A 23,856-nucleotide genomic window follows, 5' to 3' on the forward strand; every position below is an offset into this window, starting at 1 on the left:
CGATGCAGGAGAGCCCTTGCCTGGCTCACGTACTGTCTCTAGCATCCTTCAAGAATTGAGTTGCATCTACGAAATCCCGTTGGATGACGAGCCGCCCGTGCCAGGAGGTCGGCATGACCGAAGTAGGCAACTCACGACTGTCCGGCCTGATCCCGACCGGCGGCATCAGAGCCTCCCAGTGCGGGGGCAACACCGTCGGCGCGACGCTGCGGGAGCCGTCTCCACGCACGGACGGCTACCGCCACGTCGACACACCCGCGATGATCCAGAAGCTGCTGGATCTCGGGGCCAACACCTACATCTACGGGGTGTGGGACTCCCCTACCGACTGGGACGACCTGCGGCTCGAGTTCGCGCCGGCCGCCGCGGATGTGGATATCGACGTCTGGGTCTATCTCGTTCCTCCCAGCGAGACCTCCCGCGACGGAGGCCGCGCTTCACGGCCCTACGTGATGGACTACGTGGCCTGGGCCCGCGCCTGCGCCGAGCTCTCTGTCGCGTATCCGAACGTGAAGGCGTGGGGCATCGACGACTTCGAGTTCAACCAGGAGACCTTCACCACCGAGTACGTCGCACAGCTGCGCAAGGTGGCTCAGGACATCAACCCTGACCTGGCCTTCTACCTCTGCACCTACTTCCACGCGGCGACCGATCCGGGGTTCCTCGCAAAGTACGGCCCCTACCTGGACCTCGTGCTCTATCCGTTCCTGGACGGGCGGAACCTCAACACCGTCGTCGCCGACAGCGCCGGACCATGCCTGGACGAGATCCGCGCCGCCGTGCATCCGTGGGACCTCGACGTCGTCCTGCTCGTGTACACGGGTCGCTTCCTCGACGCATGGAACGAACCCGGACCCGACTACTGTGCCTCGGCGGTTCGCACCGGGCTCGAGTACGCCCGAGCCGGCAAGATCGCCGGCGTCACGGCGTACGGGCTGCAACTCGACAACGCGCCGACCATCTCCTCCACCAACAAGGCGATGTACGGTAACGGGCGCCTCAGTCTGCTGGTCCCCCCTGTCCGCACACAGGAAGGGGCTTACGCCCAGGCTTCACAGGACGTCCGGGTCGACCCGGACGCGCCACGACACGAACTCTCGTTCTGGCACAACGACGTCTTCAGTGGACTGGTCGGCAGCCCCGGCAAGCACGTCAAGCAGGTGCTGCTCGACGGCGAGCTGATCTGGTCCGAGGATGTCCGCCACCACGGCTTCGCTCTGTGGCAGCAGTGTTCCACACTTCACGGCCCCCTCGACGTGACCGAACGGCTGCGCGGCAGGACCAGCGCAACCTTGACGTTCCGCCTCCTCCAGGGCCGGGGAGGGGACGAGATCTTCCCCGTCGACGTGGGATTCGATCACATCGAGACGCTGGGGTTCACCGTCGACAACCCGGGATTCGAGACAACAGATGGCTGGACACTCGACTCCAGCCACGGCGTCCCGGTCCCGAGCATCGATATCTTCATCCCCGACCGTCCGCAGAGCTCCTTCGCCGCGGTAGCCGCCGAGTACCACGCCCACGCAGGCGCGGCCGGCACCTGATGGACGAGATCCGCGTCGGCGTCGTCGGTCTCGGTCCTCGGGCCCTCTTGACGTGGATCCCGCTGCTGGCGCGCATTCCGGGATACCGGATCACGGCCTTGTGCGATCGGATCGAGGCCCTGCACCAGGCCGCACTGTCCCGCACCGAGGATCCGGCATCCGTGCACACGTACAGCGACTACGACGACGTGCTTCAAGATCCTTCCGTCGATGCGGTGGCGCTCACGGTCAGGAGCCGGGACCAGGGTTTGCTCGCCGCACGGGCCCTCGATGCGGGAAAGCACGTCCATGCGGAGGTGCCGGCGGCGCACAGCGTCGAGGACTGCTGGCGGCTCGTGCTTGCGGTCGAGCGGAGCGGCATGACCTACCAACTGGCCGAGCAGACGCGGTATTGGGGCTTCGTCGACGCCTGGCGCGACCTCGTGTCCTCCGGCCGACTCGGCCGCGTCACCCTCGGCGAGGGGCAGTACTTCCACCACTACACAGAGGGGATGTTCCAGGACCCTCGATCCGGTGAGCTGATGGGACCAGACGGGATCTCCGAGCGCCCGGATGCCCTGCCCACGTGGGCGCAGCAGATGCCGCCGATCCACTACCTGCCACACGAACTGAGCCCGATGCTGAGGATCCTCGACGACCGTGTCACCGAGGTGGTGGGGATGAGTACCGAGTCACCGAGCGTGGCGAACCCCCTGATCGCCCAATCCGACATGCAGGTGGCACTGATGCGGACCAGGAAGGGGACCATCCTGCGGATGGCGGCGAGCTTCGCCCAGCCACACCCGCCCGGCAACTGGCACTGGTACCAACTCATCGGCACGGGTGGGCGGGTCGAGTGGACCCGTAGCAACCGCGACCGACCGAAGGTGTGGCTGACGGACGCGCAGATGCACGACCTCGCCGACGTCGACTGGCGGTACGAACGCACCGATGCTCCTGCCGAGGCACACGGCAGTGGTCACGGTGACGCGGACTACTACACCCACGTCTCTTTCCGAGACGCCGTTTTCGCAGGCCGCCAGCCGTCGTTCGACGTGTACCAGGCGGTGGACACAGCAGCTCCGGCCGTGCTGGCAGCCCGGTCGATGGCCGCCGGCAGCGTTCTGCTCGAGGTTCCGGACTTCCGACCAGGGCCGACTCGAACACCGGGACAAGCGCCGTGACTGTCGCCGTGATCGTCGCCGACGAACAGGACGTCGGGAAGTTCGGCCGCTACCTGGCGGAGATCCTCCGTGCGGAGGGCCTCGCGGACCTCGAGATCATCGGTTTGCGCAGCCCGCGACTCCACGACCTTACGGAGTTCGCAGCCGTAGTGGTCGCGCGGTCGCGTCCTTCCAAGGTGCAGACCGCCCGGCTGCGCGCTTTCGCCGAGGGTGGTGGACGGCTGGTACTCGTACGGCCCTCCTACTACCTGGCCCGTGCCCTCGGGCTGAGGTCAGCTTCGACCATGGTGGCGCCGGCATACGTCCGCCCGAGCGACACCAGCCCGATCGCGAGCGGGTTGCCCCAGGAGCCGATCGAGACCCACCTACCCGCGGACGCCTACGCACCCGAAGCCCTGCCGGCAGATGCCCTGACGGTCGCACGACTGTACGCCGACATCGGCACGGCGACGTCATTTCCCGCGATCGTCGAGTTGCCGTTCGGAGACGGCCATGTTGTCGTGTTCACCTACGACCTGGCCCAGGCCGTTTCGTTGATTCGGCAGGGCGACCCGGACCGAGTGGGTGGACGGGGCCTCGGCGCAGGCGAGCCGTACCGCATCCAGGACCTGCTGACCGGCTACGCGGACTCCGGATGCTGGCATCTGCCGCAGGCCGATCTTCACGCCGCGATGCTGGTCAACGCGGTCAACCAGATGGCGACGTTCCCACAAGCTCGGATGTGGTACTACCCGGAGCCCGTCCACAGGAGCGTTCTCGTTCTCGACTCCGATGACGACTGGTCGGCATCGGAACACTTCGACACACTGCTCGGTGCGGTCGATGCCCACGGCGGGAAGATCACCGTCTACCTCATGTCGGGCACGTCCAGGGGCACCGTCGCCTCTCCGGAAAAGGTCGCGGAGTGGCGTGCCCGCGGGCACTCGTTCGGCGTCCACCACGACCCGTCCGACCCCTCCTTCGGTGGCGAGGACCCTGAAGAGGTGATCCTCGACCTGGTGCGTAAGGACCTCGCAGACTTCGATCGCCACTACGGCGGCGGTGTCCCGACCACCAACCGCAACCACTGCCTTGCCTGGAAGGGCTACGTCGACCTGCCGAAGCTCTACGCCGAACTCGGTGTCCGTATGGACCTGAACTCCGTCGGTGCCGGGCCTTCCTGGTTGCAGTACCTCACCGGCTCCGCGCGTCCGGTGAGGTTCGTCGACGCCGACGGCACCGTCGTGAACTGCTTCCAGCAGTCCACCCAGGCCTACGACGACCTCGCCGTCAAGGGTCTGCTCTCAGCGGATCCACGGGGACAGGCACACCTCACCCGGAAGCTGATGGAGGACAAGGTCACTCGCTACTTCAGCCCGCTGTCCATGCTCTCCCACCCGGTGTCGTTCTTCACCTACTCCCGGGCCTACATGGAGCTGTGCTGGCAGGCTGCAAGTGAGCTCAGGATGCCGATCTGGAGCGCCTTCGAGTGGGCCGACTTCGTGGTGGCACGGGACCAGGCCCGCATCAGCGCCGCCACGTGCACAGACGGCGTTCTTCGTTACCGAGTGACCGGCAAGTCCCCCACCGGCTCGTTGACGATCCTGTTGCCGGTTGCATCCGACCGGGTGTCCAGAGCCACCGTCGACACCGAGGTCGTCCCGGTGACCGGCATTGATGTCTTCGGTTGGTCGTGCAGCCTGATCCCGATCAGCGTCGAGCACGACCGGGCGTCCCCCCACGAGATCACTGTCGAAACGTGCTGAGCTTCCCCGTCAGTTGCCCAGCGGCGGGAGCAGGTCGGCGAACTCCTCCAGCAGCCGGTCGATCATCGCGATCTCCTCGGCGTCCAGTCGGTGGGCTGGGGCTCGGCAGTGGGCACTTTCGAACAGGCCACGCCGGACGGAGACCAGCTTCTCCGCAGCGATGATCAACTCGGTGTCGAGCATCCAGTAGGAGATGTACGGCAACAGACGCCGATGGAGGTCCAGCGCCTCGACACGGTCGCCCCGCTCGAACAGACGCCAGATCTCGACGTAGATCTCGGTCACCGAGCAGCCCGGCTGCAGGCCGACGGCTCCGCGTCGAAGGGCGTCCGGAAGCTGCACGCCCGCGTAGCCCACCACCGCCGGAAGCGCCGGATCCTGCGCACCCAAGGCTGCGATGAACGCACCAGGTGGTGTCGACTCCACCTTGACCAATGCCAGGTTCGAATGCTCGCGGGCGAGCCCGGAGATCGTGGCCGCGTCAAGGCTGGTGCCGGTCTGATGAGGCGCGTACTGGAGTACGACCGGGGTCGGCGCCACCGCCTCCAGCACGGCACGGACGTGCGTGCGGACGGCTTCCGGGGTCGGTGTGAGGAAGTACGGCGGAAGCAGATTGATCAGGTCCGTGCCGGCCTCGACGAGCCTGCGTGCATGGGCGACCGCGAGCCGGGTGGCGTGATCCTGGACGGCGAGCACTGCAGCGACGTCCGCTCGGTCCCGCGTGTGCTGCAGCAGAATGTCGACCAGTCGCGCGCGTTCGGCATCGGAGAGTTTGTGGAACTCCGAGGCAAAGCCCGGGAACATCACGCTCGTGACACCGGTGGACAGGACGTACCTCACCACCCGCTCGAAACCCGTGTAGTCGACCTCACCCGCGTCGGTAAAGGGAACCTCCAGCACTGGCGAGACCCCGCGCACCAGCAGAGCCGTATCGCCGGGCGGCACCCTGGGCGCGGTGGTGGTCGCCGCCTGTTCCGCGGGCGTCATCGTCCACCTCGCATTTGTCACTTCCAGCCTGCTGGGAGGTTCGCGCCGAGCAGCCGCGTCGCGGATCCGGCGAGGACGTCCGCACGCTGTGCGTCATCGATGGTCGCCCACTCGAGGATCCGGGCCAGTTCGGCCTGTGGCACCGTGTAGGGCGCATCCGTGGTGAAAACACACCTCCCCGATCCGATCTGATCGTCGCGGGCGAACTCGCTGAGAACGGTGTCCCACGGCGCGTACGCCGTGTCGGCGTGGAGATTCGGCGCGTGGCGCAGGGCCGGTGCCGCGTCGATCCAGAAGTCGGTCGCGCCGCTCTTGCCCATTAGGAAGCGCAGCTCCGGGTAACGGCGCGCGAGAGAGGCCGCCGGGAGCGGGAGCGCGGTCGGGGGAGTTCCGGTACGGATGTAGACGAACCAGTCCTGCTCCGCCGCGAACGCGAGCAACGGGTCGAGCAGACCGTCGAGCACGTCGAACCCCTGAAGCACCGGATCCACCGCCAGGGCAACCGCGCCGGCGTCCTTCGCTCGGGTGAGCTCGTCCAGTGCGTAGCGGCCGCGCCAGGGATTCGCGACTGCGTAGGCAGCAAGTCGCCCATCTGACGCCGCGGCGACACTGCACACCGTCTCGTTGCCTTCGCGGTTGTCGTAGGCCGTACAGCGTTCGCCAGGGGCGACGAGCGCGCGATCGATGCCCAGCGTGTCCATCGTCGCCAGGAGTTGCTCGACGGTCAGGTCGACCTCACGCCCGCTGCCAACCCGTACATGCGCGTCGATGATCACTGCTTCTCCAATCCGAGCGCCGACAGGGCGTCCGCGTGGATGATCCGCTCGATCGAGTCGTCCGGCACCCGCGGAAGCTTCGTGCCCTCGACAATGTCGTTGACCCGTCGCAGCGCCGCCATCGCCTCACCTGAGGTGGAGATCGGGTAGTCGGAACCGAACAGGAGCTTGTGCGGCACGCCCCATTCACTGGCGAAGGTCAGTGCCTCCCAGGCCAGCCACGGCCGCAGGTACACCGACGACACGTCGGCGTACACGTGTGGATGCTTACGGATCACGGCGACGGTCTCCCGCACGAAGGGGTGACCCATGTGCGCCATCACCACCCTCAGTTCGGGGAATGCCAGCGCGATTTCGTCCATCACGAGCGGGTGGGTGTACCGCAACGGTGCCTCTTGGATGGGCGAGGTCCCCTGGTGGAACAGGATGGGCAGGCCCTCGCGCTCGCAGTAGGCGTAGAGGCGACGCGCCTCGTCACAGAGCGGGTCGAAGTTCTGGTAGTTGGGCCCGAGCTTCACACCTACCAGGTTCAGGTCGCGGCAGCGCTCCACCTCGTCGAACACCCGTGGTGCGAGCGGGTTGACAGACATGAAACCGATCCGCCGCTCCGGCGCCGCGGCAACGAACTCCGCGGTAGCGTCGTTTGTCCGCTCAGGTAAGTACGGCAGGCCCGTCGCACGCAACGGATCGTCCACCGCGATGTTGAAGACGATCGTGACGTCGGCGTCGGCCTGTTCCCGGTCGAAGTCGTCCCAGCTGTTCGTGGTCACGACCGAGCGGTCAGAACGCCAGCTGTCGAAGGACAGGTGTTCGCCGTCAGGTACCGCGTCACGGTGGGTCGGAGTGTGGTTGTGAACGTCGACGATCATCGCAGCTGCGTCCCCTCTTCTGGGCCCGTCACCGAGGTCAGCGGAACCGGGTGAGCACGTCCTCACGAAGCTGTACACCGAGCCCAGGACCAGGCGGCAGACGTACGCGCTGTCCGTCGCTCGGCAGCGGTTCGGCGAGGATGTCCTCGGCGTAGTAGTGCGCGCCGATGATGTCGGACGGAAAGGCCGTGGTCAGGCCCGGAAGCGCCGCAGCGACGTGAATCTGGGCGGCGGCAGCAAGGCCGAGCTCGCCATTGGAACCCAGCAGCGAAGCCAACCCGAATGCGTGCGCGACCGTACCCAGCTCCACCGCCCGGCCGGGCCCTCCGGCCTTCCCGACATACACGCTCACCACGTCCGCGGCGTCCTGCCGGATCACCCGGCGAAGGTCGGCCAGGTCGAAGACCGACTCGTCGGCCACCACGGGGAGACCTTCGGCCCGAAGTGCAGCCATCCCCTCCAGGTCGCCGGCCTCCACCGGCTGCTCGAGGAAGGCGACGTCCTGGTCATGCAGCCGGCGAAGTGCGATGCGCGCCTCTCCCCGGGACCAGCCGCCATTGGCATCCATCCCGAGGAACGCGCCCTGGCCGACCAACCGTCTCGCATGCGCGACCCTGGCGACGTCCCCTTCGACGCCGAGACCGACCTTGACCTTGAACGCCGTGAAACCCGCCTGCACAGCCGCGGCGTGCACCTGCTCGAGGCGCTCCCCATCGCCGGACAGCGAGAGCTTGATGGGCACCTCGGTACGAAGAGGGCCGCCCAGTGCGACGGCGAGCGGTAAGTCGAGCGTGCGCGCGTACGCGTCCCACAGCGCAGTCGACACACCCGCCTTGGTGAACGGGTTGCGCGCAAGAACCCGGTCCATCGCCTGGTCCAACGCGGCCACCGGCACCAGGGGACGACCGAGGAGGGCCGGCGCCAGCACGGTCCGTACGAAGTGCTGGGCAGTCGGCCCGTCCTCACCGCTCCACAGCGGCGTACAGCTCACTTCGCCGTATCCCTCGACCCCAGCAGCGGTGACGGCCCTCACCAGGCAGAAGTCGGACCGCTCGTGCGAGCCCTTCGCGCCGCGGACGACAAGGTCAGGATGTGCCGGGATGCTCACCAACGCGGTGTGAACGGCGGCGATCGTGTCGGTCATGCCCTCCCCCGAGCCGGCCCTCGGTCGCCCAGCAGAGTGCGCGGAGCTTCCTCCAGCATCGATCGCCGCTGAGCCGGCGTGATCCCCCAGCCGTCGATCTCGCGGACCCGCGCCACCGCGTAGTCCTGGCTCGCCTTGTCGGACAGGCCGGCGTCGGTGCCGAAGAGGACTTTTCCGGGCGGGGCCTCGGCCAGGATCCTGCGAGCCGCGTACGGCGGTGTCCCACAGATGCACAGGTAGAGGTTCGGCGTCTCCACCGTGGCGGCGAGAGCCTCCCGCCAGCAGTCGTGCAGACCACCGTGTCCCAGCACCACGGGGAGGTTCGGGTGCCTTCGAGCCAGGGCCGCGATCTGCAGCGGCGTGGAGTACGGCGGTGTGCCGTCGTGGCTCAGCAGAATTCCTCCTGCCTCGGCGACCACCTCGCAGATCGGGTCGAGTGCAGGCTCGTGCATCGAGAACCCCTGCAGCCACGGGTGCAGCTTGAGCCCTCGCATGTGCAGCTGGGCGAAGCAGCGCTCGACCTCCGACACCGCGCCGCTCTGACGGGGGCTGACGGTGCCGAACGCCGCCATCCGGTCCGGATACTCCGCCACGAACGCGGCCACCTCGTCGTTGGCCTCTGGAGTTGGATTGAAGAGTCCGTCGTGGCTCAGAACCACGGCGGCGTCGATCCCCGTGGAGTCCATGAACTCCACGAACTCCCGGGCACCGAACGACGCGCCTGCCAACCAGGTCGCGGTCTTCCATGCCGGCGTGTGGGTGTGAAAGTCGATCACGTGCGCTCCCTCCCGGGAATCGTGAACATCGACGCCGTGGCTGCGATCCGCTCGCTCAGGTCCAGCGCAGCAAGCCCCTCGGGTAGCCCCGGTACCGCCCGATCGCTCCGTCCCCTCACCAGGTCCACGAACGCGCCGAGCTGGCGGTCGAAGCAGCGCTCGGTCCGGTCGACCGGATCGTCGTACACCTTCGTCTCGCCGTCGGCGGTAAGCGTCAGGCGGAAGGTGAAGCCGTCGAGGACGGCATAGCCATGCTGTCCGAGGATGGAGAGCTCACAGCGTGGAAGCTCGGACGTCAGCCAGCCGAACTCCACAAGCACATTCGTTCCGCACCGGTAGGTCAGCCTTGCCCCGTTGAGGTTGGGCGAGGCAAGACCCGGATCTGAGCGCACTGACCAAGCATCGGATACGCGTGGGCTCGCACCGTCCAGCAGGAAGGCCAGCCAGTCAAACACGTGCGCACCTTCGTGGAGCACCGGAGGACCGTGGCGCAGCGTCTGGCGGATGCGTGCCGAGTGGTCGGGGTCCTTCGCGTTCAGGCGTTCGTCGTAGATGTGCGCGCGGATCAGCAGCGGACCGTGGAGCGGGCCATCACGGATCCACTCCCGCAGCCGCGCGAGAGCCGGATCGTGTCGATACGTCAACCCGACCTGCAGCCGTCGCTGCCTCTCGTCCGGCAAGGTGGCCAATTTCCGAGCATCCGCCGTCGACACTGCGATCGGCTTCTCCGCGAGCACGAACTGCCCGGCCCGCAGAAACTGCTCCGCCAGTCCGGTGGTCACCCATGGCGGCGTCGCCAGGACCACGCCGTCGACCCCGGCCGCCCCGCACACCTCCGCCGCGTCCGCGTACACCGCTGCACCTGGTGCACGGGGAGCTGCGGCCGCCCGCCGCTCCGGCGATGGATCGGCTAAGCCAACCACCTGAACAGCCTCCGACCTCAGCATCGCCGGGAGATGAGCAGCCAAGCCGATCGCGCCAAGGCCGACGAGCGCGAGACGTACCGGTACCTCGACTGCCATGGCTCACCGACCTCAACGTGAGAGGGGGAAGGCAACGACCGTACGAAATAACAGAGACAGCTCCGATATTCGGAAGATCGTATCGAGGCGGTACGGGGTCATCAAGGTCTTGGGAACCTCCGTCACTGACCTTCTTCGGCAGCTCCACCGCAGGCCCGCGGCGTCGGCGTAGTGCGGGCCGCGGTCCCAGGAAGGTCCGGCGGACCACCGTCTCGACGCTCGACGTGGTGTCCGACCGGCGGGCGCGTCCAGACGGAATGCCCAAGTTTCCGGACTTCGTCACCGCCGATTCGCTCGATCAAGCTGTCGGGGCGAGGAGCATCTCTCCGAATCGCCGGCGACGAGCGAGCGCGCCGCCTGCCGGCCCCACGACCCGATGAGAGGAACCCTGTGAGGAACATCAGCAGCTCGACGTTCGTCAGTCTCGACGGAGTTGTGAACCACATGGACAAATGGCACTTCGACTACATCGACGATCAATCGGACGCCCTGGCGCTGGAACAACTCCGGGCCGCCGACGCCATGCTGATGGGCCGCAAGACCTATGAGGTCTACGCCGGCGCCTGGCCGGGAAGAGACAGCGAGTACGCCGAGGCGATCAACGCCATCCCCAAGTACGTCGCCTCCAAGACCCTCACCGAGCCCTCCTGGCACAACACCACAGTTCTCGACGGCGATCTCGTCGAGGAGGTGCGCAAACTGGGTGCTCAGAACGGCGCGTCGATACTGATGCACGGCTACGGGCCGGTGGCCAAGACGCTCCTGCGCGCAGACCTTCTCACCGAGCTGCACTTGTGGGTCCATCCCCACCTGGCCGGCGTCGGCGACGAGGGTGACCTCCTCATCGAGCAAGGGCTCAACAAGAAGTTCAGGCTGACGGCCAACCGGACCCTCGACTCCGGAGTCGTCGTACTCACGCTCCGCAACCCCGACGCGTGAATCACGGGTGCTGGTCGATGGACCGGCCCGGTCGGAAGGAAGGCATCATGTCCGAGCAATCCCACCAGGAGACGAGCGGCGGGTTTACCGTGCGTCGACATCTCCCCGCGACCGCCGAACGAGTGCATGCCGCATTCGTGGAGCCCAGCAAGCTCGAGCAGTGGTTCGTCGTGCCCGGCTATGAGACTCCTGCCGAACGGATGCGAGTCGATCCTCGACCGGGCGGCCGAATGGAAGCGGTCATGATCTCCGACGCGGACGGCTCGGAGATCTCCTTCGGGTTCGAGTACGCCGAGCTCGACCCTCCGCACCGAGTCGCCCTTCGTTTCGACGAACCGCGGGAGCTGGTCACCGTGACGATGGCCGAGACCTCGGACGGATCCGTCGACCTCACCTACGTGTTCCTCAGCTGGCCGGCCCCGGCCGACGAGGAGGCCCCCCGCCGCGGGGTCGAGGGCATGCTCGACCTGATCGACGCGGCGATCAGGCGCGGCACCATCTGACGACCCAACCGACGCGCGGAGCATGCACCGCACTTTCGAGGACCAACGAACCGGAGACGACATGGACCTCACCGGGCTGACCAAGAAGCTGGCCATCGCCCCCGGAGCCGTGGTGCCACGGAACCTCAAGCATGGGCGGGTCCAGGCTCACGCCATCTCCCGCGACGACCTCGAAGCCGACGTGGCCGGCATCAACGCCAGTCTGGACCTGATCCGGCGCACACGCGGCGGGTCCTGGCCCACCGGGCCTGTCACCCTCGAGGGCAACTACGTGGACCTGGTCTGGCATGAAGCCGAGTTCCGCGACGACAAGTCCTACACCTACGTGCTCACCAACCCCGACCACGGATACATCGGATGCCTGTACCTGTATCCCCTGGGTGTGCGTCGCCCACTGACGGAGGAGACGCTGCACCACGACGTGGACGTGAGCTGGTGGGTCACTCCCCCGGCGTACGAGGCGGGCCTGTACGCCGCCACGTTCGAAGCCCTTCGAGGCTGGATCGGCGACGAAATCCCCTTCACGGCGCCGTTCTACTCCAACCGGGAGATCCCATGCTGATCGAGCCACGCAATTCCACGGGCACGGCGCCCCGACGGCGGGCTACGTCAGGAATCCGCACGTCGGGTCGAGCGACGTAGTCGCCCCCAGGGCTTGTAGATCGCCAGCGCAGTGGCGAAGGTGAGTGTGGACAAGGAGACGGCGGGCGGAAAGAACAGCGTCCTGACGCGGCTGGATGATGGGGTCCCCGTAAGAAGGTGTTCACCGTAGGTGCCCACGGCGTCCATGCCCGGCTGCAGCACCACGACGATGAGTGTGCACAGCACCAGGTTGAGCACCAGCTTCACCGCTACCCACCGATACCGCACGAGACCCCACTTGGTGCCCACGCCGAGCAGCACCCCCGTGGCGAGACACACCAACCCCGATGCCAGCATCGGCCAGACCACGAACTCGGCCAGGGCCCGGTAGGCCAGGCTGCGGACGTCCACGTCGGCCGCGAACCAGCCGGTGAGGACCAGCACCGCGACGACCACGTCGATTCCGATCCAGGCACCCGCCGAGATCACGTGCAGGAGCAGGGTCATGCGGCGCCGCCGCTGGGAGAGACGCCACAGCCGGGTACGGGTCACACCGGCACTCATCGTCCACATGCAGGCCTCCCTGTGGGTACTTTCGTCGACCAGCGGCCCTCAACTATGCGGAGGATCCGGGTGCGACCGAATCGGCCAGATGGCCAGACGAGCCCCTGGCCGCCCGGACGACCGTGAACTTTGCCGGCGCGTGCAATGGCCACCTGGCTGATGTTCACGTCGCGACCGGATCGGAGGATCCGAGGCATGAATCAGCGTGACGACACCATAGACAGCCGTTCAGGCTCGCCGGCGCAGGAAGAACCGACTTACCAGCGCAGCAGACCACTCCGTGGCCGGTTCCCGGCCTCGGACATGCCGAGTTGGCTGCTGCTCCTGCTTGCGGCGTTGGGCCTGCCGCGCACCGTCCTGGCGGATCTGGGCATCGTTCGCCCCGAGAGCGGTCCGCTCTACTACGTGCTGGCGCTCACGCCGTTCGCGGCGTGGCTGGCAGTGGCGATCATCCGCGAGAACCGCCGGCCCGTCCTGGACTTCCTCGTCCTCGGAACCCTCTATGGACTCTCCTTGGTGCTGGTCCACCAACTGCTGTGGGGCGCGGGGGCGTCACTGGGCCACCAGCCACCCGACAGCGCCGTCGGATTCGCCGACCTGTTCAGTCCCGGCCGGCGCGAGTTCGTCCTGCGGATCTACACGAGTGGAATTGCCATGCTCATCGGGCTTGGCACCGGAGTCGTGGCTGCCGGCGTCGCCGCGGCGGCTCGTGCCTGGCGGACAAGTCGTGCCCGGCGAGCCAATCGTCGATCTTGAGGCGGTGATGGTGGTGGTGGTGCAGGCTGCAAGGCGCCGAGAGCTTGTTCCTGAACTGCGTCTACGCGCCGCGCTTCGATCACTCAGGCCCAGCTCGCCACGGCTTGCTGAGCGCCGGCAAGTGGGGGCGGCGGTACCGTCAGTTCCGCGTTCGGTGGACCAACGCGGCGAGTGCCGCCCGGTTTGGGACGCCCAGCTTGGGATAGACATGTGCAAGGTGGGCCTTGACGGTTCCGCGGCTCATGAACAGCCGAGCGGCAATCTCGGGATTGTTGAGTCCCTGCGACACGAGGGTCGCAACCTCCAGCTCGCTTGGAGTGAGTGCGGCGAGGGGACCGGACCGATGGACGCGTGGCCCCCGCCCGCGGAGCAGCGCCGTCACCATCGATCGAGGATCTGTCGTCGCCGCCTCGCGACAGATTTCCCCGAACCGGGGACCCAGTGCCCCCTGAAGGCGTGCCTCCATCCGCCGGTGACGAGTCTGGTCGTTTGCGGCCCGGGGATGACCCATGAGCGTCCTTGTCCGATCCGCAGCTGCACTGAGACGCGCAGCCTCGCACAGGTCCCCGCCGGCCTCGGCCAATGACGCGAGGCCCTCCAAGCTTGCGGCGTTACCCAGCGGCACGCCGTTCCTGTGACGGATGTAGAGCGCGCGTAGGTGCAACTCGCGGGCCCGAGGTGCACAGTCCCCAACGAGACGAGCATGCTCGTCGAGGAGGTCAGCCAGTTCGAAGGGAGCCCCGAACTTCTCGAGGAGACGGGACCCGCGAGTAGCCCATTCCTCGGCCGCATCGGTCTGCCCGGTGCAGCGCAACGCCGCGACCAGACCGGGGAGGCTGCGGGCCGCCGACCAGTCGAGTTCGTGTCGCTCAAGTCTCGCGACGCCCCGCTGGAACCACGTCAACGCGCGCTCTGGCTCACCGCGCCAGAGGTGGACAAGCCCCATGGGAACCATGAACCCCACCGCGTCGGCCTCCACAGTCGTGTCAAGAGACCGGGCGATCGGGTGCAGCAGCCTCATCGCGGCGTCCAGGTCACCGTGGACCGCCAAAGCATGTGCGGTGTTGCCCGTCAACGTTCCGGTCGCGAAGTGGTCACCCAGCGGTGCCACCAGGGCGAGTGCCTCATGGCCGACGCGTACGGCTACCGAAAGCTGGCCACGCGTCATCGAGGTGTATATGCCCACGCCGACCGCGAAGGCGCCGCAGAAGCGGTCGCGGCGTAGCCGCGCGCGATCGGCAACGGTACGCGCAAGCGCATCAGCCTGATCGTTCCTGCCGCGCGTAAGCAGTGCATAGGACTCCAGGACGCCGGCCCAGTCGGCCGCGAACGCGTCGCCGGCGGTGTCGGCGAGGTCGCGTGCGCGAGTTGCGGTTGTGGCGCAGGCGTCGAAGTCGGCGAAGAACTGCGGGAAGGCGGCCAAGGCTTCGGAACGCGCCTGGGTCGCCAAGTCCCCTGATCTGCGAGCGAGGTCCGCGGCCTTCTGGGCGGCCTCGGTGACGGCATCCAGGTGCCCGGAGGCCATAGCGAGCAGCGCGCGCGTCGCGTACAGCCGGGCCTGGAGCGCGGGGTCGTCGGGGCACGAGTCGAGTGCCACGTCGGTGAGTCCCAGGCCTTCGCCGATCTGCCCGTCGAGCAGCCAGTAGTGACCGAGGTTCGCGACGAGTTCAGCGGCACGTTTGTTGTCTGCGCCGGCGTCGCTCGCGAGGCCCCAGGTCACAGCGGCTGCAAGGTCCCCTTGACGGCTGATCAGTTCGCCACGCCACCGTTCCTGGTTCTCGTTGCGGCCGCGATCCGCCTCGACCGCAAGCGCCGCTTGCAGGGCCAGGTGCCGCCGTCTGACGGCGTCGAGTTCGCCGGACTCGACCAGTCGCTCGCTGGCAAACTGCCGTACCGTGTCGAGCATGGTGTAGCGCAACTCGCCTTGGATTTCGGTCACGGTGAGGAGCGATGCATCGATCAGCCTGGCCACCCCGGCAGGCCCCCCGGCAGCGGCGCCAGCGTCCTCGGCGTCGGAGGGCTTCGAGTCGCCCCCATCGAGATCCGAGCGGGCGGCATCGTCCAACGTGAACGCTTCAGCGAAGATCGACAGCCTGCGGAACAACCGCTTCTCCGCCTCGGTAAGCAGATCGTGGCTCCAGGACATGGACGCCTGCAGGCTCTGATGTCGCGGGGCGGCGTCGGACGGACCGCCGACGAGTAGGTCGTAGGAGCGATTGAGACCGCTGGCAATCTGTTCCAGCGACAGTGCCCGGATCCACGGCGCAGCCAGTTCGATCGCCAACGGCAAGTGGTCCACACGCTCACAGATGACCCGAACAAGCGCCTCGTCGTGCGTGAGCGCGAACCGTGGCGCGACGAGCCCTGCCCGGTCGGCAAACAGTCGGCAGGCGTCCGCGGGTAGGAGTGCAGGCACTTGCCACACCGTCTCGCCCAGGATCCGGAGCGGCACCCGGCTGGTTGTCACGACGGTCACCACCGGGCACTCGCGCAGAACCGCGGTGACCAGATCCGCCACCGCCTCGAGCAGGTGTTCGCAGTTGTCCAGCCACAGCATGCGAATGTCGGCCAGGCGGCGGGCAAGCCGCAGTACTTCACTTCGGCCGGGCTCGACCATGACGCCTGCCGCCCTTGCGACCGCCGCCGGTATCTGCGAAGCGTCCGTCAGTGCTCCGAGGTCGGCGGTCACCATGGAGTCCGCCCACACCGCACCTGGCCGGCTGAGAAGCCGGCGGGCGAGGCGGGTCTTTCCGCAGCCACCGACTCCGGTGAGCGTGATGAGACGGCGGCCATCTACGAGGTCCGCCAACTCGGCCAGTTCGGCGTCCCGCCCGACGAAGCTGGTCAGATCCCCGTGGTCGCTGCTCGTCACCGGTCGGTTGTCACCTTTTCTGTTCCCAGCGTGTCTGTTCCCGCGTGCTCCACCCGGATGCGAGTGTCAGCGTGCTCCCGCGGCACTGCGGTGCGCAGCGACGCCACCGGGTTTGGCTGAAATCTTGGGGTTCCGGTCTGTACGCCCTCGAACGAGAGGCCCCGGGCCCCGTAGCTTAGGTAGGGTGTCCAGCGCGCGAAGGATCCTGGTGGTGGGCTATCCGGCGGCGGAGGCCCTGGACATCGCCTGCGTGGTCTCGACCCTGCAGATAGCGAACTATGTGCGCGGTCGGCACGAGTACCGAGTGGAGTTGGCCGCGCTGTCGGGCGGGATGATCCGCACCGCGACCGGCCTGACGCTGCAGGCCGATGCGCCGTTGGAGCGGGTGAAGGGCCCGCTGGACACCCTGGTCGTCTCGGGCGGGATCGGTTACATGTCCGCGATGGAGGACCAGCAACTGGTCGCTCACGTACGCCGCCTCGCACGCGAAAGCCGCCGGGTCGCGTCGGTGTGCACCGGCGCCGGAGTCCTCGCGGCGGCAGGACTGCTCGACGGGCGTCGCGCGGCGACGCACTGGGACCACGCCGAATTCCTGTCCACCCGGTTCCCGGCGGTGCGGTTCGACCCGGCGCCGATCTACCTGGTGGAGGACTCGCTGTGCACGTCGGCGGGGGTGACAGCGGCACTCGACCTGTGCCTGTCGTTCATAGAATCCGACACCGGGCCCGACGTCGCCCGGGCCGTGGCCCGGCAGTTGGTGACGTACATGCAGCGTCCGGGAAACCAGGCCCAGATGAGCGTGTTCACAGCCACGACCCCGCGCAATTCGGTCGTACGCCAGGCAGTCGAGTTCATCGAGACCCACCTCGGCGAGAACCTGACTCCGGCGCTGGTCGCTCAGCGGGTCGGAGTCAGCGAGCGGCACCTGTCCCGGCTGTTCACCCGCGAGTTGACCGTAAGCGCGGCCCGGTTCATCCGTCGGCGCCGCACCAGCGCCGCGGCGCAACTGCTGGCCGATACGGACCTGACCCAGGACGCCGTCGCGGCGCGGGTGGGCTTCCGGACGGTCGAGACCATGCGACAGGCGTTCCAACATCTCTACGGCGTCTCACCGTCGCACTTCCAGGCCACCCAGCGCAGCACGCGGCACGCCTGACCCGCCGTCGGGACGAGCCTCCGACAACTCACAGGCCATTGCGTCAGTGGCCGTGGCCGGCGTACTCCTGCCGGCGAACGACCATCGCCGCCGCCATCCCCACGAACATCACCGTGTGCCCGACCATCATCAGCGCCATCTCGCTGATCGCACCGGCCCAGTACGGCACCAGTACGAGCAGGAACGGGACGTCCATACCGGCGCACATCTCCGCGGTCAGCCGCCACCGGTGCCCGCGGACCCGCATCCACGCCGCCATCGGCACCGTCATGTTCACAGCCATCAGCAGCATGCTCACCGTCGAGCCATCCAGCGCGTCCGGCCGGCCGACAGCCCTGGCCAGGAATGACTCCAACGGACCCAGCGCGACCATGCCGACCACCATCGCCACCACCATCTCCAGGTAGTGCACGGTGAACCGGAGCACGGCACGACCACGACTGAGGGGCAGGTGGAGCTCGGCCGCCGATGCCGGTGTGGGGTGGTCGGACGGACTTGTCATCATCGTTCTCCGATCAGCACGCTGAAGCCAGGCAGCGACGACTCCGCGGCACGAGGATCTCCGTGGCCGAAGCGCCCTGCCAAGACCGTCCGCGACGCCCGTCCGATTTCCTGGGAATCCCGTCCGCCAGACAGACGGGCCGCTGTCGCTTGCGACATGGAGCCGGGGCGGGCACCGGCGTGCTCCTGCGAAGAACTGGCGCCCAGCCGTTTCGAGCGGCCATCGCCGCTACACGTCGCCGCCAACGATCGCATTGTCACAGCACGGGACCGCGGGCTCGACGCCCTCACTTACCAACTCACCAACCGCTTCACGCACTGGTGCCGCCTTGGAGCGCTCCAGCGCCCCTGGACCCAGCAGTGACTCTCTACCGATGACTGCAGCCAGGCATTCTTGATGTTCTTGGCGTTCGAGACCGCCGTGTGCAGGACGACGCCCCACGGTCGGATGCGGGGTTGGCTGGTCGCCTCCGGGTGCGGATCCCAGTCGGCGTGCGGATAACGGGCCATGGCGCGGACTCCTGAGATGAACGAGCTTACGGTGAAGGTGGTCCGGAAGAGGAAGCATCGGTCAGGACACCGGCAGGGGAAGGTCGGTGTCGTCGCCAACGAACGACCCGTGGCCTTCCTGGAGGCTTCCGTCGGCACCGAGCGCCAGATCGCTCCAGTGGTCCCAGGCGGTCCCGACGTCGGCGAAACCGGCTGGATAGCTCACACGAAGCGCGGCGACGATCTTCGTCTGCTCCGCGTCACCCCAGGTCGTGGTGTCCATGCTGGCGAGGTTCGCGCCCGCGATGGTGTCTGCGTCAAGACTGCGTTCTCCAGATCCACGGTCGACCACGTCAACGCGCACAGTTCACCGCGGCGAGCCCCCACCGTCATCGCGACCCAGACGAAGGCACCCCACTCGGGGTCCCGCGACCACGCCTCCTCCACCAGGCGAGCCGCCTCGGCCGCTGCCGGCGGCCGCGGGTCGGGATGTGGCAACGCAGGCGGTTCTGCCTGTGTAGCTGGGTTGACCGCGATCCAACGCCACCGGACCGCACGGGTGCGGGCTCCGCTGAGGATCCAGTGGATCTGGCGGATGCTGGAGTCGGAAAGACCACGGCAGACGTGCCTCTTGCACATGCGCTAGCAGTCGCGACACGTCGCAGGCTTCGCTGGCCGGCATGCGGCGGATGGGTGTTCATCGCATTCATGCGGCAGCCGGGTTCGATGCTCGACATAGAGACGCCCGCCACAGTGCTCACGACACCGGCGAAGGTCGGCGTAGAACGACTCGAGGGTCTCGGGGTCGAGGCGACCGACCTTCACTTTTCCCAGAATCGGACGGATGTGCTTGGAGATCTTGCGCTCGTAGCCCTGGCGGGTGCTGGGCTCGACATCGATCACGTTCAGCCAGCGATCCAGCAACTGGCTGACGGTGGCACTGGTCCGCGGGTTCAGCCGCTCGTCCACCTGGTGGAGAAGCCGGGTGAGTGCCTTCTCGGCCTCGGCCTGCGTCGCGACGACCTCGGTCAGGTCGACACGGCGCTTCGAGACGGGATCCACGCCGACGTAGACCTTGACCCTGTACTTCTTCGACGGCAGGAGCTCGATGGTTCCGCGTCTCCGCTGGCGACGCGCTTCGCGGCCGGCATGGATCGGATCATAGTGAGATTCGATCCATGACCCGATCCATGACACTCCGAAAGGTCTGGACGGATCTTGCGTCTCCGCAGGTCAACCGGGGTAGGGCGGGCGGGACTCGAACCCGCGACCCAGGGATTATGAGTCCCCTGCTCTAACCGGCTGAGCTACCGCCCCGTGCCGCTCGCGTGCGCGACCGCCCGCTGAGCCTAGCGCCTGGCCGTGACACCTCGGCTACTTGGTCTGCCTACGTTCGCCATGGTCGGCGTGGTCGCCTCGATCCGCACGCTCGCCGTGGTCGGCCAGCTCGAACTCGCGGCCTAGCCGGGCCCAGAAACCGTCCCGCAGCCAGACCCGCGCCTCGGGATAGGGCCGCAGCGAGTGGCCGAGTTCCTTCTCCGCCTCGACCAGCAGCTCGCTGTCGATGACGGTCGGCAGGATCGGACCGGGCAGCAAGTCGCGTACGCAGTCCCGGCCGCGGGTCAGGATCCACTTCTGCGCGACGTGCTCGCCGACCTCCTCGACCGCGTTCCGCTCCGGACCGAGCCGGGGACCTGCGCTCTGCGCACCGATCGTGGGCGCGGCGTCGGCTGTCGTGGCCGGCGCCGGAGCGGGACCCGCGGCGGGACCGGACGCGGGGCCGTGGGCTGGTGCGGCGTTCGGTGAGTCGGTGCGCGGCGGGCGGACCGAACCCGCCGCCGCGACGGCGGTGGTCGTTCCGGCCCGCCTGGCGAACACCTGCGCGGGCGTCGGTGTGCCCGCCTGTCCGTCCGGCGGCACTCGCTGGGGCGTGCCCGCTGCCGACGTACCCGCTGCCTGCGCGCCCGATGCCGACGTGCCCGATGCTGACGTCCCCGATACCGGCGGCGTTGCGGCCGCCGCGGCCGCTGCGGAGGAGGTGGTGTCGGGCTCCGGCGTCGTCACCGGCCCAGCCACAGAAGCAGGTGCCGAGGCGGTCGTCGACGAGGGAGCGGACACCGATCCGGGGGTGGGCGCCGGGTGCGCCTGTCGTACGTACGGACGAAGCAGGTCGGCCGCCAACACCTCGACGAAGTCCGACTCCCACACCAGTCGCTCGGCCTGGTTGCTGCCGAAGGACGGCTCGACGCCCCACAGATGAATCCGTACGCCATAAGCCTGGGCGGCCTCGACGGCAGGGACCAGGTCCTCGTCGCCGGCGAGCAGCACGACGTCGGTCACCGCGCCGTGGCGTGCCAGCGCGTCCAGGTCGGCGCGGATCTGCGCGTCGACGCCCTTCTGCTGCCCCTGTTTGTTGAGGTTCCCCAACCTGAGCTTGACCATCGGCAGGGCCGCGATCACCCGCTGGTCGACAGTGGGTACGCGATCGTGCGCGGCGTCGTACCAGTAGACGCGGAGGAGTTCGCCCGGCAGCCGTTCGACAGCGTGTTTCTGCAGGGCCTGAATGAGCTCGTCGGCGGAGACGCGGTACTCGCGGCGCTCACGGGCGCCGAACAGGACGTCCGCGGAAGCGGCATAGAGGTACCCGACGTCGATCAGGATGGCGTACTTCGTCGAGAAGACCGCCGAACGGAGGTCGGGAACCGCCATGAATGACCTCCCTGGACCGCTGCGACAAGCCACGCGTCGGTGGACGGCTGGGCGTGGACGGCTGACACGGCTGGTGACCGGGCCGGGCGCTGTCCAGCGAGCGTACACGGACAAGGCGGGGGCGACCGGCAGATGTAGAGAACCGCATCCACGGGCAGAACGACAGGGAAACGAAGGACGGTGTGGCCCCGGAAACCCCGGGTGAGGTCGCTCCGGGAAAAGCAGAATCCCCCGACCGGTACGACCACCGGTCGGGGGATCCTCGTGACGCTCCCGCGGCTGGACTCGAACCAGCAACCTGCCGGTTAACAGCCGGACGCTCTGCCAATTGAGCTACGCGGGATCGCGCGCCGGGCGAGCCCGGCCACGCATACGTTAGCAGCCCCCCAGATCACGTCGCACGACCCGGGGCGGGTCGCGGGCGGGGTCCCGGCGGGGTCGCGGGCAGGCTCACGCACGGGGTCGGCGAGGACCGTGGATCACCGCGGGATCGCGCCGTACTCGCGCAGGATCGCGATCACCTTCGGCCGGCTCGCGAACGCCCGGGCGAAGTCACGCGGGGTGGCGATCCGGTGCGCGTTGGCGTTCAGGTAGCCGCGCAGAAGCCGGTCAAACGTCGCAGGTCCGGCGGCCTGCCGCGCCCGGTGCAGCATCGCCCCACCCTGGCGGTAGACCCCGGCGGCATACAGGTCGGGGTTGCGCAGCGCGGCGTACCAGGCCATCGAGCGCCCCACCCGGTCGCGCACCCGGGACGGCGCCTGGAACCGCACCGACCGGGCCCCGGTCCCGTCGACCAGCGTCTCGGCGTACTCCGCGAGCGCCTCGTCCAGCCACGGGTCCCGGGCCTGGTCGTTGCCCACCAGCCCGTAGAACCACATGTGCGCCACCTCGTGCGGCACGAGTTGGGGGTAGCGCGTCGGCGAGACGTTGCCGAACTGGATGGAGCCGGGGAACTCGATGCCGGTGCCCACGCTGTCGGCGACCGTGACCCACAGGTCGCGGTACGGGAACGGCCCGAGGTAGGTCGACAGTGACCGCATCGCGGCGGCGGTCGCGTCGGCCCACTCTCCCGCGGAGGCGACCGAACTGCTGGGCACCCCGACGTGCAGGCGTACGCCGTCCACCTCGCGGCTCTCCGTACGCAACCGCCCCACCGTGAGGCTGACGTCGCGCACGGAGTCGGCCCGGAACCGGTGCACCACACTCCCCCGCACCTTCGTCGACGGCATGCTGCCGACCGCCTGGCCGGTGCCGAGCACCTGGTCGCCGTCGGGCGCCACCACGTCGAGCCGCCGCAGCCGGAACTCCTCGCTGGTCACGGTCTCGCCGAACAGGTCGACGGCCGGGTCGGTCACCCACCCCTTGCCGCGCTGCCAGGCCAGCAGGGGGTACGCCGTGCCCAGCCAGACGGCGCCGTCGCGGGAGGAGTAGCCGACCCGCTCGGGCGTGTCCGCCCCAACCGTCAACGTGAACGTGAGGTCGACCTGGACGGTGCGGCCCGCGGGAACGCAGCGGCTGACCGGCACCCTGACCAGGGTGCCCGGCGAACCCGGCGGCGCCCCGGCCGCCGCCACCTTCGGGATCTCCTTGCGGCCGTCCACGGTGGCGGAGGTGACCTCGAGCCGGTTGCCGGCCCGCGCGGTCTCCGGCTTGTTCGGCCAGGCACGGAAGACGACCGCGCAGGTACGCCGGTCGGGGGTGAAGGTCACCTGCTCCGAGCCGCGCACCACCCGCGGATCGGACCGTACGTCGAAGCACAACGAGACGGTGGGCCGGTCCTTCCACGGCGCCGCCTGCCCGGCGGGCGCGGACGCGCTGTTCGCGACGAAAGACCGCTCGGCGGAGAGGAGTTGTCCGGCGGAGAGGGGTTGTTCGTACGACACCTTCGAGCCGGCGTCGTCGCCACCGCCGGGGCCGCCGGTGACCGCGCACCCGGACGGCCCTCGCGGCTGGGGCGGCGGGCTTCGTGGCGGTACGGGCTCCCCGCCGGCGGGAGGCGAGCCGGTGGGACGGGCGGTCGGGGCGGTCAGGTCGCCCGCGCTGGGCGTACAGGCGCCGAGCGCCGTCATCGCGACGAGGACGACGGCGAGCACGACGGTGGACACGGCGGTGGGCGCGACGGGCCTGACCGCCCGCCGGGTCACGGCTCGATCTCCGCCCGAACGGTCGCGAGGGCTCGGTGGGCGGCGTCGAGAACGTCCGGGTCGTTCGGGTCCAGCCCCTCGTCGAAGGCGAGCGCCCAGACGATCCCGCCCTCGGCCGCGTCGGGGTCACCGGCCGGTGGCCGGCGGGCGATCACGCGTACGCCGACGCGGCCTCGCAGCGGCACGTGGCGTTCGGTGACCACGCTCGCGGTGATGCGTTCGCGGATCAGCGCCAGCAGCCGCTGGTCGGGCGGGTCGAACCGCAGCCGCCACGTCGGCATCGGCTGCCCGAGCGGCGCGGCGGCGGTGACCCGCAGGACCTCCTCGTCGCGGTCCCATTCGGCGTGCTCGAGCTGTTCCCACGGGATGCCCGCAAAGGTGTCGGCTCCGCCGGGTTCGGGCAGGTGCAGCCGCCGGTCGGTGGCCACCACCCACTCCTCGGTCGCGGTCCGCGCGGCGGCGAGGATCCGCTCGTGAGGACGCAGGGCGAGGGAGTTCTTCACCTCGCGCGGAGGAGTCTGCCGACGGCGCACGGGTTCACGGTAGCGGGCGCACGCAGGCGCCGGGCCGTCCGGCATCGACCGGACCTCCCGGCGCCCGCGTGATCCGGAGCCT

General features: G+C 68.5%; 22 protein-coding genes and 2 tRNA genes. 8 read left to right on the forward strand and 16 right to left on the reverse strand.

What is annotated here, in order from left to right:
- The first annotated feature begins 113 nt into the window (after positions 1 to 113).
- The 3 genes from FHR37_RS13340 to FHR37_RS13350 are packed head-to-tail and all read left to right on the forward strand — an operon-like array spanning position 114 to position 4,452.
- Positions 114 to 1,544, forward strand: coding sequence for a hypothetical protein (locus tag FHR37_RS13340; RefSeq protein ID WP_139238923.1), 1,431 nt, complete (start codon positions 114 to 116; stop codon positions 1,542 to 1,544).
- Positions 1,544 to 2,707 (forward strand): Gfo/Idh/MocA family protein, encoded by a 1,164-nt coding sequence (locus FHR37_RS13345; protein ID WP_092883277.1) that lies wholly within the window; start codon positions 1,544 to 1,546, stop codon positions 2,705 to 2,707. Before FHR37_RS13340 ends, FHR37_RS13345 begins: the two co-directional genes overlap by 1 nt.
- Positions 2,704 to 4,452, forward strand: coding sequence for a hypothetical protein (locus FHR37_RS13350; RefSeq protein WP_092883278.1), 1,749 nt, complete (start codon positions 2,704 to 2,706; stop codon positions 4,450 to 4,452). The genes FHR37_RS13345 and FHR37_RS13350 overlap by 4 nt, the downstream gene beginning before the upstream one ends.
- A 9-nt stretch (positions 4,453 to 4,461) precedes the next feature.
- Here the strand turns inward: FHR37_RS13350 and FHR37_RS13355 are convergent, their stop codons facing one another.
- Genes FHR37_RS13355 through FHR37_RS13380 form a run of 6 tightly spaced genes read right to left on the reverse strand, consistent with a single transcriptional unit; the run spans position 4,462 to position 10,026 of the window.
- Complete coding sequence (locus tag FHR37_RS13355; RefSeq protein ID WP_092883279.1) at positions 4,462 to 5,439, reverse strand: dihydrodipicolinate synthase family protein; 978 nt, start codon at positions 5,437 to 5,439, stop codon at positions 4,462 to 4,464.
- Between the two features lie 17 nt (positions 5,440 to 5,456).
- A complete protein-coding gene (locus tag FHR37_RS13360; RefSeq protein ID WP_092883280.1) occupies positions 5,457 to 6,215 on the reverse strand; it encodes an amidohydrolase family protein in 759 nt (252 codons plus the stop codon).
- Positions 6,212 to 7,084: an amidohydrolase family protein gene (locus tag FHR37_RS13365; protein WP_092883281.1), complete on the reverse strand. Its 873-nt coding sequence runs from the start codon at positions 7,082 to 7,084 to the stop codon at positions 6,212 to 6,214. Before FHR37_RS13365 ends, FHR37_RS13360 begins: the two co-directional genes overlap by 4 nt.
- A 37-nt stretch (positions 7,085 to 7,121) precedes the next feature.
- Positions 7,122 to 8,228: a mandelate racemase/muconate lactonizing enzyme family protein gene (locus FHR37_RS13370; protein WP_092883282.1), complete on the reverse strand. Its 1,107-nt coding sequence runs from the start codon at positions 8,226 to 8,228 to the stop codon at positions 7,122 to 7,124.
- Positions 8,225 to 9,004, reverse strand: coding sequence for an amidohydrolase family protein (locus FHR37_RS13375; RefSeq protein ID WP_092883283.1), 780 nt, complete (start codon positions 9,002 to 9,004; stop codon positions 8,225 to 8,227). Before FHR37_RS13375 ends, FHR37_RS13370 begins: the two co-directional genes overlap by 4 nt.
- Complete coding sequence (locus FHR37_RS13380; protein WP_092883284.1) at positions 9,001 to 10,026, reverse strand: Gfo/Idh/MocA family protein; 1,026 nt, start codon at positions 10,024 to 10,026, stop codon at positions 9,001 to 9,003. The genes FHR37_RS13375 and FHR37_RS13380 overlap by 4 nt, the downstream gene beginning before the upstream one ends.
- 390 nt (positions 10,027 to 10,416) lie before the next feature.
- Here FHR37_RS13380 and FHR37_RS13385 point away from each other — a divergent pair, with 390 nt between their 5' ends.
- Genes FHR37_RS13385 through FHR37_RS13395 form a run of 3 tightly spaced genes read left to right on the forward strand, consistent with a single transcriptional unit; the run spans position 10,417 to position 12,030 of the window.
- Complete coding sequence (locus FHR37_RS13385; RefSeq protein WP_092883285.1) at positions 10,417 to 10,965, forward strand: dihydrofolate reductase family protein; 549 nt, start codon at positions 10,417 to 10,419, stop codon at positions 10,963 to 10,965.
- Positions 10,966 to 11,012: 47 nt separating this feature from the next.
- Positions 11,013 to 11,468: an SRPBCC family protein gene (locus tag FHR37_RS13390; protein WP_175542497.1), complete on the forward strand. Its 456-nt coding sequence runs from the start codon at positions 11,013 to 11,015 to the stop codon at positions 11,466 to 11,468.
- Positions 11,469 to 11,490: 22 nt separating this feature from the next.
- A complete protein-coding gene (locus FHR37_RS13395) occupies positions 11,491 to 12,030 on the forward strand; it encodes a GNAT family N-acetyltransferase (RefSeq protein ID WP_237768754.1) in 540 nt (179 codons plus the stop codon).
- Between the two features lie 47 nt (positions 12,031 to 12,077).
- Here the strand turns inward: FHR37_RS13395 and FHR37_RS13400 are convergent, their stop codons facing one another.
- Positions 12,078 to 12,623, reverse strand: coding sequence for a hypothetical protein (locus FHR37_RS13400; RefSeq protein WP_202884522.1), 546 nt, complete (start codon positions 12,621 to 12,623; stop codon positions 12,078 to 12,080).
- Between the two features lie 186 nt (positions 12,624 to 12,809).
- On the opposite strand from FHR37_RS13400, the gene FHR37_RS13405 reads away from it, so the two are divergent.
- Positions 12,810 to 13,370 carry a hypothetical protein gene (locus FHR37_RS13405; protein WP_139238924.1) on the forward strand — a complete coding sequence of 187 codons (561 nt, stop codon included), beginning with the start codon at positions 12,810 to 12,812 and terminating at the stop codon, positions 13,368 to 13,370.
- Positions 13,371 to 13,509: 139 nt separating this feature from the next.
- Here the strand turns inward: FHR37_RS13405 and FHR37_RS33100 are convergent, their stop codons facing one another.
- Positions 13,510 to 16,242 (reverse strand): helix-turn-helix transcriptional regulator, encoded by a 2,733-nt coding sequence (locus FHR37_RS33100; protein ID WP_139238925.1) that lies wholly within the window; start codon positions 16,240 to 16,242, stop codon positions 13,510 to 13,512.
- Positions 16,243 to 16,426: 184 nt separating this feature from the next.
- On the opposite strand from FHR37_RS33100, the gene FHR37_RS13415 reads away from it, so the two are divergent.
- On the forward strand, positions 16,427 to 17,398 hold the full coding sequence (locus tag FHR37_RS13415) for a GlxA family transcriptional regulator (protein WP_237768755.1): 972 nt from the start codon (positions 16,427 to 16,429) through the stop codon (positions 17,396 to 17,398).
- A 43-nt stretch (positions 17,399 to 17,441) separates the two neighbouring features.
- Here FHR37_RS13415 and FHR37_RS13420 read toward each other — a convergent pair whose 3' ends face one another.
- From FHR37_RS13420 to FHR37_RS13460, 8 genes are all read right to left on the reverse strand, one after another.
- Positions 17,442 to 17,903 carry a hypothetical protein gene (locus FHR37_RS13420; protein WP_237768756.1) on the reverse strand — a complete coding sequence of 154 codons (462 nt, stop codon included), beginning with the start codon at positions 17,901 to 17,903 and terminating at the stop codon, positions 17,442 to 17,444.
- Positions 17,904 to 18,470: 567 nt separating this feature from the next.
- Positions 18,471 to 18,671, reverse strand: a complete 201-nt coding sequence (locus FHR37_RS13425) for a hypothetical protein (RefSeq protein ID WP_139238926.1) — start codon at positions 18,669 to 18,671, stop codon at positions 18,471 to 18,473.
- A 359-nt stretch (positions 18,672 to 19,030) separates the two neighbouring features.
- The gene (locus tag FHR37_RS33105) at positions 19,031 to 19,585 is read right to left on the reverse strand and encodes an N-terminal phage integrase SAM-like domain-containing protein (protein WP_202818068.1); all 555 of its coding nucleotides are present in this window, start codon (positions 19,583 to 19,585) and stop codon (positions 19,031 to 19,033) included.
- 46 nt (positions 19,586 to 19,631) lie between these two features.
- Positions 19,632 to 19,705: transfer RNA gene (locus tag FHR37_RS13435), tRNA-Ile, on the reverse strand.
- A 57-nt stretch (positions 19,706 to 19,762) separates the two neighbouring features.
- Positions 19,763 to 21,097 (reverse strand): NYN domain-containing protein, encoded by a 1,335-nt coding sequence (locus FHR37_RS31540; RefSeq protein WP_237768757.1) that lies wholly within the window; start codon positions 21,095 to 21,097, stop codon positions 19,763 to 19,765.
- A gap of 270 nt (positions 21,098 to 21,367) precedes the next feature.
- A tRNA-Asn gene (locus FHR37_RS13450) sits at positions 21,368 to 21,440 on the reverse strand.
- 136 nt (positions 21,441 to 21,576) lie between these two features.
- On the reverse strand, positions 21,577 to 23,241 hold the full coding sequence (locus FHR37_RS33110; protein WP_092883290.1) for a M1 family aminopeptidase: 1,665 nt from the start codon (positions 23,239 to 23,241) through the stop codon (positions 21,577 to 21,579).
- Positions 23,238 to 23,774: a hypothetical protein gene (locus FHR37_RS13460; RefSeq protein ID WP_139238927.1), complete on the reverse strand. Its 537-nt coding sequence runs from the start codon at positions 23,772 to 23,774 to the stop codon at positions 23,238 to 23,240. Before FHR37_RS13460 ends, FHR37_RS33110 begins: the two co-directional genes overlap by 4 nt.
- Between the last annotated feature and the right edge of the window lie 82 nt (positions 23,775 to 23,856).

Origin of the sequence: Actinopolymorpha cephalotaxi (assembly GCF_013408535.1) — a bacterium.
GTDB lineage: Bacteria > Actinomycetota > Actinomycetes > Propionibacteriales > Actinopolymorphaceae > Actinopolymorpha > Actinopolymorpha cephalotaxi.

Coding starts and splice junctions, on each gene's coding strand:
- FHR37_RS13425 (WP_139238926.1), bottom strand. CDS start 18,671: ATGGACACCACGACCTGGGGTGACGCGGAGCAGACGAAGATCGTCGCC.
- FHR37_RS13365 (WP_092883281.1), bottom strand. CDS start 7,084: ATGATCGTCGACGTTCACAACCACACTCCGACCCACCGTGACGCGGTA.
- FHR37_RS13405 (WP_139238924.1), top strand. CDS start 12,810: ATGAATCAGCGTGACGACACCATAGACAGCCGTTCAGGCTCGCCGGCG.
- FHR37_RS13400 (WP_202884522.1), bottom strand. CDS start 12,623: ATGTGGACGATGAGTGCCGGTGTGACCCGTACCCGGCTGTGGCGTCTC.
- FHR37_RS13380 (WP_092883284.1), bottom strand. CDS start 10,026: ATGGCAGTCGAGGTACCGGTACGTCTCGCGCTCGTCGGCCTTGGCGCG.
- FHR37_RS31540 (WP_237768757.1), bottom strand. CDS start 21,097: ATGGCGGTTCCCGACCTCCGTTCGGCGGTCTTCTCGACGAAGTACGCC.
- FHR37_RS13395 (WP_237768754.1), top strand. CDS start 11,491: ATGCACCGCACTTTCGAGGACCAACGAACCGGAGACGACATGGACCTC.
- FHR37_RS13390 (WP_175542497.1), top strand. CDS start 11,013: ATGTCCGAGCAATCCCACCAGGAGACGAGCGGCGGGTTTACCGTGCGT.
- FHR37_RS13355 (WP_092883279.1), bottom strand. CDS start 5,439: ATGACGCCCGCGGAACAGGCGGCGACCACCACCGCGCCCAGGGTGCCG.
- FHR37_RS13340 (WP_139238923.1), top strand. CDS start 114: ATGACCGAAGTAGGCAACTCACGACTGTCCGGCCTGATCCCGACCGGC.
- FHR37_RS13370 (WP_092883282.1), bottom strand. CDS start 8,228: ATGACCGACACGATCGCCGCCGTTCACACCGCGTTGGTGAGCATCCCG.
- FHR37_RS13345 (WP_092883277.1), top strand. CDS start 1,544: ATGGACGAGATCCGCGTCGGCGTCGTCGGTCTCGGTCCTCGGGCCCTC.
- FHR37_RS13420 (WP_237768756.1), bottom strand. CDS start 17,903: ATGATGACAAGTCCGTCCGACCACCCCACACCGGCATCGGCGGCCGAG.